This is a genomic window from Pseudomonas sp. FG35, from assembly GCF_057809295.1.
Genome location: NZ_JBMDJR010000001.1, coordinates 475,675 through 488,142, shown reverse-complemented (window position 1 = coordinate 488,142; position 12,468 = coordinate 475,675). Strand labels below are relative to the sequence as shown.

General features: G+C 56.4%; 8 protein-coding genes. 3 read left to right on the top strand and 5 right to left on the bottom strand.

Features of this window, described 5'->3' with window-relative positions; translation table 11 throughout:
• Nucleotides 1-195 precede the first annotated feature (195 nt).
• Nucleotides 196-1,146, top strand: coding sequence for a hypothetical protein (locus tag ACODTD_RS02180; protein WP_011334064.1), 951 nt, complete (start codon nucleotides 196-198; stop codon nucleotides 1,144-1,146).
• 10 nt (nucleotides 1,147-1,156) lie between these two features.
• On the opposite strand, the gene ACODTD_RS02175 is transcribed toward ACODTD_RS02180, so the two are convergent.
• From ACODTD_RS02175 to ACODTD_RS02155, 5 genes are read right to left on the bottom strand one after another with little or no spacing between them, the layout of a single operon-like run.
• Nucleotides 1,157-1,534, bottom strand: coding sequence for a response regulator (locus ACODTD_RS02175; protein ID WP_007954537.1), 378 nt, complete (start codon nucleotides 1,532-1,534; stop codon nucleotides 1,157-1,159).
• A gap of 44 nt (nucleotides 1,535-1,578) precedes the next feature.
• A complete protein-coding gene (locus tag ACODTD_RS02170; RefSeq protein WP_011334063.1) occupies nucleotides 1,579-2,793 on the bottom strand; it encodes a hybrid sensor histidine kinase/response regulator in 1,215 nt (404 codons plus the stop codon).
• Complete coding sequence (locus tag ACODTD_RS02165; RefSeq protein ID WP_011334062.1) at nucleotides 2,787-3,380, bottom strand: chemotaxis protein CheB; 594 nt, start codon at nucleotides 3,378-3,380, stop codon at nucleotides 2,787-2,789. The genes ACODTD_RS02170 and ACODTD_RS02165 overlap by 7 nt, the downstream gene beginning before the upstream one ends.
• Complete coding sequence (locus ACODTD_RS02160) at nucleotides 3,377-4,210, bottom strand: CheR family methyltransferase (protein ID WP_085603817.1); 834 nt, start codon at nucleotides 4,208-4,210, stop codon at nucleotides 3,377-3,379. The genes ACODTD_RS02165 and ACODTD_RS02160 overlap by 4 nt, the downstream gene beginning before the upstream one ends.
• Nucleotides 4,210-7,701: a response regulator gene (locus ACODTD_RS02155; protein WP_011334060.1), complete on the bottom strand. Its 3,492-nt coding sequence runs from the start codon at nucleotides 7,699-7,701 to the stop codon at nucleotides 4,210-4,212. The genes ACODTD_RS02160 and ACODTD_RS02155 overlap by 1 nt, the downstream gene beginning before the upstream one ends.
• Before the next feature lie 264 nt (nucleotides 7,702-7,965).
• Between ACODTD_RS02155 and ACODTD_RS02150 the strand changes: the two genes are divergently transcribed.
• A complete protein-coding gene (locus ACODTD_RS02150) occupies nucleotides 7,966-8,331 on the top strand; it encodes a response regulator (protein ID WP_201818378.1) in 366 nt (121 codons plus the stop codon).
• 205 nt (nucleotides 8,332-8,536) lie between these two features.
• The gene (locus ACODTD_RS02145) at nucleotides 8,537-12,403 is read left to right on the top strand and encodes a hypothetical protein (RefSeq protein ID WP_489104381.1); all 3,867 of its coding nucleotides are present in this window, start codon (nucleotides 8,537-8,539) and stop codon (nucleotides 12,401-12,403) included.
• The last annotated feature ends 65 nt before the right edge of the window (nucleotides 12,404-12,468 follow it).

The window sequence follows — 12,468 nt, the reverse complement described above, 5'->3', positions numbered from 1 at the left end:
CCCTGACAGACGGTAACTTCCCATAAGCGGCCAACTGCGAAGCATAGGCCGCTTTTGCATGCTCGAAACCTGTCAACTCTGACAGCTATTCGACATCTATTCATGATGTTGAAATCCACTTCAAGAAGGTCTCTCGCTGCTTGGCTGGTGAGTTTGGGCATTGGGCCTGAAGACCAACTTGTGAGGTAGGAACACATGGAGCTTAAAAAAGCGCTCGTGCTTTTGATGACGCTATCCATCGCGTCTTGTCAGACCCTGGAACAGACACAAGCCCCACCGCAAACGTCAGTAAATCGAGCGGGTATCAGTCAGACTTCATTGACCGCTTCGCAGAGTGGCGCACAAGTCGCAGCGACTCTAACTGCCAACTATTCGAATGACAGCCCAACCTGCGGAACTCTGGCGGCATTCGACTGTTCTGGCGTAGTTATAAGAGGGACTGTCCCTTCTCCGAATTACTTTTCATGGAATCCCAGTCCCGTTTCACAACGGAATGGAGGGGTATCGGCCTCTTACTTGCGCAAAGATTCAAAATTTTCGAGGCTTGCTTATGGAATGACAAACGGATTTATCGTGGCACCCCTCGCAGAAGCTTTACCCGGCAAAATCCAGTTGAAACCTCTTTGCAGTTTCCCTATCGATGGCTGGACACAGCGTCGACTAACGCCCTGTGGAGCCCACCCAGACCATCCCAATCAAAGCCGAAGCTGCGAGATTATCGGAATCGATACTGCCGAAAAATGGATGGCTCATTGGGCCTCTGCTCCAGGCGGTTATCCGCACACCTATCAATGCGGATTCAATGTAGTTAAAGCCACGCCGGCTGCCGATCGGTTTTACCAGACCATTCGCGCAAGAAACATGCTGGGACCCGAGTGGTTCGGTGAGCAAAATGAACTGGTTTTAGAAACGTGGCCACAAAACATTCCCGATCAATTACCCATTCTGGCGTTTTTCTATACCACGACTGGCTTGGCTGGCGCGCAACACGACCAACGCGATTTTTTCAAAGCAACCAATGGAATGTTTAAGCCAATCATCAAAATCACACTACCAACCTCCGCCTCAGGCAATGCCACTTTTACATTCAACCCGGCAGACCAGGCGGAAGAGGAATGTACGCCTAACCCTGAAAACGCCTGCTAAGAGCTGGATCTCAGGCCAGCAGTTCCTGAATCTTCTCCTGCAACACATCCAGATCGAACGGTTTTTCCAGGATCGGTGCACGACGAGTGATCGGACTGCCGGTCTCACGGATTTCCTGCGGATAGCCGCTGATGAAGATCACCTTCAGATCAGGGCGCAATTTGACGGCAGGTTCGGCGATCTGCACGCCGGAGATCCCGCCAGGCAGGCGGAAATCAGTAATCAACATGTCCAGATGCGGCTTGCTCGCGAGAATCTCGAACGCCTGCTCGCCGTTTTCGGCCTGCAATACGCGATAGCCCTGGCCTGACAAATAATCGGTCAGGACCATCAGGATCACCGGTTCGTCCTCGACGACGAGTACTACATCTTGTGCATCTACGCTCATGGGAAGCCTTTGTTCGGTCAATAGCTGCTGATACGACCGTGTGGTCACTCAGAGGTTGCGTTTGTTTTGCCGTTTTCCTGGAGCGGCAGACAAACGCGAAACAGGGCGCCCTCGTTGATCTTGCTTTCGACGACGATGGAGCCGCCATGGGCGGCGACGATCTGCTCGGAGATGAACAGCCCCAGCCCGAGGCCGGCCACCACCGTTTTGGCGGAAACCCGTTCGAACTGTTGAAAAATGCGTTTCTGGTTCTCCTCGCTGATGCCGATGCCCTGATCCTGAACTTCAACCCGGGCTTCATTGCCTTCGCGATAGACCCGTACCTGGATCGGACTTTTACCGCCATAACGCAAGGCGTTGGTCAGCAGGTTCGACACCACCTGCTCAATGCGGAATTCGTCCCACTGGCCTTCCACCGGTTCGGCGGCAGTGAAACTGACCTCAGTCTCGGCGGCCTCGATCTGTTGGGCGAAATTCTCCAGCAGACTGCCCACCAGCTGCGCGAGGTCGAAGCGACTCGGTCGGATCGACAGCTTGCCGGTGCGGATCCGCGACACGTCGAGCATGTCCTCGATCAAGCGGATCAGGCTTTTGATCTGGCGCTCGTCGCGGTCGACCATGGCGTGCATCTTGTCGAGGGTGAACGCGGCGGCGTTGTCCCGAGCCAGGTGCATCTTGCGCAGTTGGGTTTCGAGGATAAGGCCGTTAAGCGGCGTACGCACTTCGTGGGCGACGATCGACATGAAATCGTCGCGCATGCGTACCGCTTGCTCCAGTTCGCCCTGGGTGCTTTGCAGTTGCAGCAACAGCGCTTCCTGTTCGCGGCGGCTCTGCTCGAGGGCTTCGACCTGTTGCTTCATCGCCTTGCTCTGGCGGTAAAGGTCGACGAAGACATTGACCTTGCTCTTCACCGCGTGGATATCCAGCGGTTTGTGCAGGAAGTCTACCGCGCCGCTTTCATAGCCCTTGAACGCGTAATTGAGTTCACGGCCGGCAGCGCTGACGAAGATGATCGGGATGTTCTTGGTTTTCTCGGTGCCGCGCATCAGCTCGGCCAGTTCGAAGCCGTTCATGCCGGGCATCTGCACGTCGAGAATGGCCATGGCGAATTCGTGTTGCAGCAGCAGCGACAGCGCTTCGTCCGCCGATAACGCTTTATAGACGGTGCGGTCTTCGCGTTTGATCAGCGCTTCGAGGGCCAGCAGGTTCTCGGGCAGATCGTCGACGATCAGCAGTTTTGCCTGGATATTACTCAGCATGCGATTCGTTCCAGCTCGACAAGCAGACGGCCGATGCCGTGTATGGGAAGTATGTAATCCGGTTGATGCGTTTTCAGTGCCGCGCGAGGCATGGTGGCGACCTGCGCCTCGTCGGGGTCCTGCACGATGGTCAGGCCGCCCAGGCGTTTGACTTGCGCCAGGCCCCGCGCGCCATCGTGGTTGGCGCCGGTCAGCAACACGGCGGCCAGCGCCGGCCCGTAGGCATCGGCGGCGGATTCGAACAGGAAGTCGATCGAAGGCCGCGAATGATGCAGGCGGTCTTCAAGGCTCAGCGACAGGCTGAAGTCCTGCTCCACCGACAGGTGATAACCCGGCGTCGCGAAGTACACGGTGCCCGGTGTGATGTCCTGCTTGTCGATGGCTTCTGCCACCGGCAGCGCCACTCGCCGGGCAAACACCTCGGCGAGCTGACTGCGGCGCTCTTCCGGCAGATGCAGCACGATAATGATCGGCAGTCCGAACCCGGCCCTCAAGGAACCGAGCATCGTCAACAAAGCCTCGACGCCACCGGCGGAAGCTCCGACCACAATCGCCTCGACCCGAGGCAAATCCGCTGCACTGTTCATGATTTGCGGTAGATCCGTTCTTGTTTCACCAGCGGCTCGAACTGGTTGGAGTAGCCGGAAAAATCCAAAGTTTCCTTGCTGCCCAATACCAGGAATCCACGATGGCACAACGACTCATGGAACAATCCGAACGCTCGATCCTGAAGTTTTTTATTGAAGTAAATCAACACGTTACGACATGAAATTAATTGAGTTTCGGAGAATACACTATCGGTCGCCAGGCTGTGATCGGCGAAGGTCACGTTTTCGCACAGGCTCTTGTCGAAAATCGCGTAGCCATAGGCAGCAGTGTAGTAGTCGGCGAACGAGCGCTGGCCGCCGGCCTGCTGGTAGTTGGCGGTGTAGGCGCGCACGTTTTCCATCGAAAAGATCCCCTGCTTGGCCTTGTCCAGCGAGCGCGGATTGATGTCGGTGGCATAGATGATCGTGCGGTCGAGCAGGCCTTCTTCACGCAGCAGGATCGCCATCGAGTAGACCTCCTCGCCGGTGCTGCAACCGGCGATCCAGATCTTGATCGACGGATAGGTCTTGAGCAGCGGCACCACCTCCTGACGGATCGCCAGGAAGTGCGACGGATCGCGGAACATCTCGCTGACCGGGATCGTCAGCAATTGCAGCAACTGCATGAACGCCGTCGGGTCATGGAGGACTTTCTCCTGCAGGGCCGAGATGGTCGCGCACTCGAACTGGCTCAGCGCATGTTGCACCCGGCGCTTGATCGAGGCGCCGGAGTAATCGCGAAAGTCATAGCTGTACTTGAGATAAATTGCCTCAATCAACAGCCGCAGTTCGATTTCACTGTTTCGTTCAACGGGATTACTACGTTCCACTAAATGCGTTCCATCTTCGGCAACCACACGCGAATCAGCGAGAACAGGCGATCCAGGTCAATGGGCTTGGCCAGGTAATCATTGGCGCCCGCCTGCAGGCAGCGCTCCTGATCGTCCTTCATGGCCTTGGCCGTCACCGCGATGATCGGCAGCTTGCGCCAGCGCGGATCCTTGCGGATTTCCATGGTGGCTTCGAAACCATCCATTTCCGGCATCATCACGTCCATCAGCACCAGGTCGATGTCCTCGACTTCATTCAGTTTTTCAATCGCTTCACGACCGTTTCGGCCGATCACCACGACTGCACCCTTGGTTTCCAGCGCACTGGTCAGGGCGAAGATGTTGCGAACATCGTCGTCCACCAGCAGCACTTTGCGGCCTTCGAAGACCTTGTCGCGACTGCGGGCGGTCTTGAGCATCTTCTGCCGTTCATGGGACAACTGCGATTCGACTTTGTGCAGAAAGAGTGTGACCTCGTCCAGCAGACGCTCTGGCGAGCGGGCGCCCTTGATGATGATCGAACGCGAATACTTGCGCAGGTCGGCCTCTTCGTCGCGGGTCAGGTTACGCCCGGTATAGACGATGACAGGCGGGAACGAGCAGATGTCCTCGGTGGACATGCGTTTGAGCAGGTCGTTGCCAAGCATGTCCGGCAGCTTCAGGTCGATGACCATGCAATCGAAGATCGTCGTGCGCAGTAGCTCCAGTGCGTCCTGCGCCAGGCCGACGGCGGTGATTTCGATGTCGTCGTCGCCGATCAGCCGAGCGATGCTTTCCCGTTGCAGATCGTCGTCCTCGACCAGCAGCACGCGTTTGACCTTCTGGGTGAGCTTCGCTTCAAGACGGGCGAACACGTCCTTGAGCTCTTCACGGGTAGTCGGCTTGACCGCGTAACCGATGGCGCCCATGTGCATGGCCGCTTCGACGCGGTCTTCCACGGAAATCACGTGCACCGGGATGTGGCGGGTTCCGGCGTGTTCTTTCAGGCGTTGCAGAACGGTCAGGCCCGAATGATCCGGCAGGCGCATGTCCAGCAGGATCGCGTCCGGCACGAACTCTTTCGCCAGGTCATAGCCTTCATCGGCGCCGTGGGCAACCAGGCACTGATAACCCAGTTCATGGGCGAGGTCGTAGAGGATATGGGCGAAATTCGGTTCGTCTTCCACCACCAGAATGCAGCGGGTATTGAACGGCGCTTTATCGCGGTCATCGTTGAAGCGCGGAATCTCGACAGAGGCCAGCGGCGAAACCGCTACAGCGGATGCCATGACCGGAGCGGCGGCTGGCGGGCTGAACGTTAGCGGCGCGACAGGCGCGTCGCCCGGTTCGCGGTAGTGCTGCGGCAGCACCAGGGTGAAGACACTGCCCTGCCCCGGCGCGCTGCTGACGCTGATCGAGCCGCCCAACAGCGTCGCCAGATCCCGGGAAATCGACAGGCCCAAGCCAGTGCCGCCGTATTTGCGGTTGGTGGTGCCGTCGGCCTGGCGGAAGGCTTCGAAAATGCTTTCCTGCTGGTCTGCCGCGATCCCGATACCCGAATCGCGCACGATGAAGGCAATGCGGTCGTCCGGCTGACCGGCAATGGTCAGGCTGACGGTGCCGTGCTCGGTGAATTTCACGGCGTTGGACAGCAGGTTCTTGATCACCTGTTCCAGACGCTGGCGGTCGGTGAACAGCGTACTCGGCGCATCGGGCTGCAACTGGACACTGAATGCGAGTTGCTTGACTGCCGCCAGCGGTTCGAACATCCCGCGCAAACCGTCGGCCAGGCGCGCGACACTGGTGTTTTCCGGCATCACTTCGAGCTTGCCGGCTTCCACCTTGGAAATATCGAGAATGTCGTTGATCAGGTTGAGCAGGTCGTTGCCGGCGGAATAGATCGACTCGGCAAACTTGACCTGCTCGGCGCTGAGGTTTTCCTGCGGGTTTTCCGCCAGCAGCTTGGCCAGGATCAGCGAACTGTTCAGCGGCGTGCGCAGTTCGTGGGACATGTTGGCGAGGAATTCGGATTTGTACTTGCTAGAACGCTGCAACTCTTCGGCGCGTTCTTCGAGCTGCACCTGCGCCTGATTGAGCTCGGTGTTCTTCTGATCCATGGCGTCGCGCTGCTCGGCCAGGGTCTGGGCCTGTTCGGCCAATTGTTCGTTGGTCTGCTCCAGCTCGACTTGCTGGGTTTCCAGATGCGCCTGGGATTCCTTGAGAATCCGCGACTGTTCTTCCAGCTCTTCGTTGGCGGTTTTCAGCTCTTCCTGCTGCACCTGCAACTCTTCGTTGAGTTGCTGGGTTTCGGCCAGCACTTCCTGCAAACGCTGACGGTATCGCGCCGCTTCTATAGACGTGCCGATATTGCCGGCGATCAGTTCCAGCAACGCCACATCACGGTCGGTGAGCGGACGCAGGAAGCCCAGTTCGATCACGCCGTTGACCCGCTCGTCATCACTGGTCGGCACTACCAGCACGCTGCGCGGCAGGCCCTCGCCCAGACCCGAACTGACCTTGAAATAGTCGGACGGCACCGAGTCGAGACGAATCAGCCGAGCCTGCTGAGCGACCTGCCCGACCAGACCTTCTTCGCTGTAGATCGATTGGTTCTGTTGTTCCTGTTCGCGGGAGAAGCCATAAGTCGCCACGCGTTTGAGGCCGCCATGTTCCTCGCGTACATACAGCGCGGCCACGGCGCTGCCGAGATACTGGGCGCAGAACTGCAGGATATTGCGCCCCAGCAGATTGACCGTCAGTTGCCCCAGCACTTGTTCGGCGAGCTGGGTCTGGCCGTTGCGCAACCAGGCTTGCTGTTCCAGACGTTTTGCACTGGCCTCTTGCGCCGCCAGGGTCGCGCCATAGCTTTGCGACAGGTTGACCAGATCGCGCCGACCGACATAGGCCAGCAGACCGCTGATACCGGCCACAAACAGCAGATAAAGGCTGATGCTCCAGATCGTGGTGCGGCGCACGTCTTCGTTGCGTGAAGCACGCAGCAACTGTTCGGTTTCAATTACATCTTCGAACTGTTTACGTATTTCGTCGGTCAGGCGCTTGCCCTTCCCCGCTTTGACCGCGGACTTGTAATCACCGCTCGCGCGTTGCAGATCGATCATCGACTGCGCATACGTCGCCCACTCGGTTTGCAGCGCCTGAAGACGACGCAGGCGGTCGGTTTGAGCCGGATTGTCGGCAGTCAGTTCGAGCAAGGTATTCAGAGCCACAGCAATGCGAGGCTTGGCCGTCTCGTACGGATCGAGGAAATGCTCGTCGCCGCTGAGCAGATACCCGCGCATGCCGGTTTCCAGATCCACGGTGAGTTTCACCGCTTCGTTGGCGTTATTGATCACCCGGTCGGTGTGCTCCACCCACTGGATAACCGACAACAAATAGGTGATCAGCGAAACGAAGAACACGGCACTGATGACGCCGACGCCCAACGGCAAACTGACGTTGCGGCTCAGGAGTTTGCGGAACCGTTGCTCATCAACCGAAGACGGAGAGGACATGTGGCAGCCTTGTCGAACTGTTGAAAACCAGGGAGTTTGCCCCAAAACGGCGGTATGGATCCATTTTTCTCACTGCTTTAGTACTGTTTTCCTACATTTGCCTACGCCGAATCGCGGGCCTACAGGTATCCTTGCCCGCCCGTTTGCGCCTATTCTTTTTTTGTATCCACTCGGGAACTTGTGGCCATGCGCCACTTACTCATGCAAGAGCCCGGCATTTTTGATCGACCGGCGCCCCCCCCCCCATTCTTGAGAGCCGCCATTATGTCCAGCCCTGTGTCCACCATCCTTGTAGTAGAAGACGATGCCATCGTGCGCATGCTGATCGTCGACGTGCTGGAGGAATTGGAGTTCAAGGTTCTGGAGGCGGATGGCAGCGAGCAGGCACTGGACATCCTCAAGGATGTGAATCAGCACATCGACCTGATGATGACTGACGTTGGTCTGCCGATCATGGATGGCCGCCAACTGGCCACCGAAGCTCGCAACATTCGCCCGGCCCTGCCGATTTTGTTTGCCAGTGGTTATGCCGAGGCCATTGAAGTGCCGGCGGACATGCATGTGATCGGCAAGCCGTTTTCAATCGATCAGTTACGAGACAAAGTCAAAGCCGTACTTGAGTGTTCCTGAAAGTTTCAACTTCCATTCCCGAACTATTCAAAGGGCGGATCCCGGGTCTGCCCTGACCAACTTTGAAACCAACTACAACTGTTCATCAGCCGCAGAACAAAACTATTCTGCGGCCGTTCCGTAGTTGTGTTTTTTACGCACCACCAACTTTCGCATAACTGCCGAGGACAACTAATTCAGAATATAAATCAAGGACAAATTGCTTATGCAACTTGCACAGGGCACAAGCCTGCTGGATATAGACGACGCTGCATTCGATTTCGGGAATGTTGCCTCGCGTCGAAAGCTTGATCAAACAGAAAAATCCAGCATTGCTTCAAGCCTCTCTACCCTTGCAGGAAAACGCCCGGACACTGAACTCATCGACTTGCGCGACACCACGGTGCCCCGTTTGTCCGGCACGACGTTTGATAATGCCCTGGAATTTGCCCGCGTCGCTTTGTCAAAGATGCTTGAAACCGAGGACTTTGCTTTCCTTGCGCAGAAACATTCCCTGCCTGATGACACTGTTGTCTGTATTGATGAGCAGGCCAGACTCAGGATCCTGATCAAGGATGGATGGGTTGATATCACCAACGACCCCGCCATTAGCACCGACTTGCTCAATGACATCCTGATGTTGGGGGACTGCGCGGTAAAAACCGGCGGCTGTGTTTTTTCCGGGGAGTTTTTTGCAGTCGATCAGTGGCTTCGCTTTCATGAATACACCCTGCCCGGCAATGTTGAACAAGTGCGTAATCTGGTCGAGTTTCTTCAGTTCGAAATTCCGCAAAGCCCGGATACAGCCGACTTTTATCAATTGCTGGGGGAACCCGTCGACTCGCCTTTTCACCTGTCGGCAGAGGCACGCAAAACCATCACGCTGGTCACTGACGAACTCACGCAAGGTCAGTCCAGTCTGTTGAAGTTCATTGCAACGGACGATCTGCGCCAGGTGCCTGAAGTTGGTCGGCGCGAACGCGCGGCCGACTACCTGGAACGCTTTCTCGATTCGCCGAAAGCCAGGATGCTGGGTGAAGTTCTGCATCAGCGGCTGCAATGGCACCTGGAACAAGCTGACCGGGAAGTGGCGAAACGACAAATCAAATGTCTGGCAGCCACCGCGTTGATTCTGGATCTGAAAGTCGATGTCGAACGGCATGCGAAAACAATCGCCGGGTTTGCTCTGTATCAACCGGACAATGCTTTGAGGACCCCTTCGCAGGTGGTACAGGCATTTGAAAAACAACTGATCGTCGAAACGCAGCTGGAACCTGAACTGGGGCCTTTGGCCGCACACCTGTTGCTGGCAGGCGCGGCACCCCAGTTCCTCGTTCAGCAAATGCCCGTCGAATTGACGATCGGCAAGCCTGGCTGGGTCATTCTGTCCCAGGCGGTCGCACTGATTGAGCTCGCTGCGCCCGGCGCTTCGCGCCTGATGACCTACGCCCGGGTGAAGGCATTTTCTGAACTGTCGCCCGTCAGTAGCGCTCAACGTGCGATGCACGAACTGGCAACCATCACACCGGTTATCCAGTGGGCAATGCTCAACGGTGTCTTGCCTGCGACGATGGAAAATGAATATGACGTAGATGCCTTCATCATCGCCGCCAACCGTTTCAGCGAATATGCCGAAGCATTGAATGAGGTCGAAACAGGTATTTCGGTTGTTCCGCCTGATCGACGGGAGTTGGCACTGCAAGCGCTGAAACGCGTTTTGCCGGCAGGCGATTATCTTGAACAACGAGTATTCAAAGCCAGGTTCGACCCGTCATTGGGTGAACGCAACATTCTGGAATGGTTACTGCTTTATCATCCTGTCAGCCTGAGTAATGCAAACGGCGAACATTCAAAAATAGAGAGACTCCGTGTTTCGATTCTCGACCTCTACCTGTCAGGTGATCTGGTCGTTGACGGCAAGTTGACGGACAAGTTCATAACCACCGAGGCATTCAATCCCCCCGCTAACGCCTTCTCACGGCTCGGCGAACTGGAACCAATCGACTCGCTGTTCGACGAGGTTTTTGAGCAATACCATCAAACTTTGCAGAAGAGCCTCCAGTCCATCATCAAAATGGCAGTGTCAAACTTGCCCAAACGTGACAGGACAATGCTGGCCAATGGTTTCATCACGTTATATACCGTTCGAAAGTCGGTAAACACGCTCAATCCATTTGAAGAAACCCAACGCCATCGCAATGCTGCCAAGGGGCGTTACGGCATTATTCTGGGCTGCCAAAACGGTAAGGCATTCCATTGTTATGAACTGTTCTCTCTCAGGGGACTTTGTCGCGAGCGTCCGGAGCTGGCCGACATGTTGCGTTCCACCGGGGTTGTGTATGAAGAGCCTTCACTGTCCTACAAAGGCGCGGACACGGACTTTCAGCCCAAAAAACCCGAGCGCCAATGGCCTCTTGACCTCGATGCCTATCTCAATGGCAGCGAGCCGAAACACGGTGTGAAGTCTGGCGCGGTCGTGGAAAAGCTTTGGCATTTCACCCTGACGTCCGAGGCAGTGCATCCGGTTCCGCTGTTCTTTTCCGCAGCCTTCCAATCCTTGGCGCAGGGGGTACTGGGCAATCACCCGGTGGCCACTCGTGACGAACTGTATTCATCGTTGTACGCAAAGACCGAACTGCAGCAAATACGCGCCGAAAATGATCAGGTGAATGAAGCCATCATCAATGTCATCGTGCCTTTCAAGAAATGTATAGAGGACCTGCGATCCGGCGACGCGTCTCAAGTAACCGAGGGCATCGGCGGCTGCATTCTCGACGGTCTGGCGTTGCTGGGACTGGTTGTCGGTTTCGGTGCCACAATTGCCGGCATCGCCGGCAAGACCACCTCGACGACCGCCAAGGCTCTGAGCATTGCCAAGGCAGGGGCGCATTTTTCGGTGTCCATTTTCAACCCGCTGGACGGGTTGCCGACGTTGGCTGTGCAAGGTGGGCGCCTGGCCAAAAAGGGCGTGCTGCTTCTGAGCAAATACGGGCTGAACACTCTGGAAACCGCCACCGGCCAGTTGCGCAAACTGACTGGAAGCGCGCAATCCTACGATCTGGTCAAGGCTGCGCAGAAATCAGACCTGTTTCAGGGTACCTGGAAGGCTGCGAATAATCCGGGGGATGCGGTCAGTCTGTTGGCACTTCAGCGAAACAGTGACTGGTATGCACTGAATCACAGGGTTGGCGGTGCCTGGGGACCCAAGTTGAGAAACCTTAAAGCCTCGCCCTTGGCGCCGCTTCGCCGACTCTTCGGTCGCTCGAAACCCTTCAGTTATACCCGGGCCTATGTGAAAAGAGCCCTGCCGACAGCCAAATCAAAACTCGATAATGCTGTTCTGATGCTCCTGGATAACGACAACGCTGACATGCGCGCGGTGCTCAAGCACGTCTTTGGCAATGATTCCGATGAAGTACTCAGGCATGTGAAAGCCAATTTGCACAACATGCGCAACGATCTGGATTACGTCACGCTTGCCAACATGTCGTTCAAAAAAGGCTCGGAAGCCAACGCTGCGTTGCGGCCGCCGGTTTACAGGCGCTGGAAGGCCAGCGTCCTCGACGGCTCGTACTTGAAAAACCCTCCGGAGCGATTTCTGGTGATCTACCCCGACGGACTGGACGACTATTACCGTATGGCCAAGTACGACGATGGCCGGATTGGAGATGTGTTGGTTCATGAAATGGCTCACGGCGCGCCGGACACACTGGACTTGTATTATGGGCAATTGAAACAGGCCGGCGCCGGGCCTGCCGATATGGACGTGGCCGGATTGCTGGATTTCGCCAAGGATGCTCACAAGGCGCACCCTAAAAACCTTTCCAATCCGCATTTCCGGGCCACTCATGATGAGGGCTTCGAGTTGTTGGGGCTTATCGAAAATACGCTGCCGTCGCTCGTTAAAAAGCATCCGGCATTGCTCAACGCCGATTCCTACTCACTGGCGGTATCAATGCTCGATCAGGCACGGACACACCGGGAAACGTTCTTGCTCAATCTCGCTCGCATTCAGAACGGCTTGAAAAACACCAACAGGCTTGGCTTCATCGACGGCTCGTTGCGACTCAAACTGAGCAAGGCACCGATCTGATAAAAAGCGGATTGGCAGGCGCGCGCATTGTGTTCTAATTCGCGCGCCTTTTTTTGTCCCTTTGT

Bases quoted from the DNA above. Each gene is read 5' to 3' on its own strand.
- ACODTD_RS02180 (WP_011334064.1), top strand. From the start codon at position 196: ATGGAGCTTAAAAAAGCGCTCGTGCTTTTGATGACGCTATCCATCGCG.
- ACODTD_RS02175 (WP_007954537.1), bottom strand. From the start codon at position 1,534: ATGAGCGTAGATGCACAAGATGTAGTACTCGTCGTCGAGGACGAACCG.
- ACODTD_RS02170 (WP_011334063.1), bottom strand. From the start codon at position 2,793: ATGCTGAGTAATATCCAGGCAAAACTGCTGATCGTCGACGATCTGCCC.
- ACODTD_RS02165 (WP_011334062.1), bottom strand. From the start codon at position 3,380: ATGAACAGTGCAGCGGATTTGCCTCGGGTCGAGGCGATTGTGGTCGGA.
- ACODTD_RS02155 (WP_011334060.1), bottom strand. From the start codon at position 7,701: ATGTCCTCTCCGTCTTCGGTTGATGAGCAACGGTTCCGCAAACTCCTG.
- ACODTD_RS02150 (WP_201818378.1), top strand. From the start codon at position 7,966: ATGTCCAGCCCTGTGTCCACCATCCTTGTAGTAGAAGACGATGCCATC.
- ACODTD_RS02145 (WP_489104381.1), top strand. From the start codon at position 8,537: ATGCAACTTGCACAGGGCACAAGCCTGCTGGATATAGACGACGCTGCA.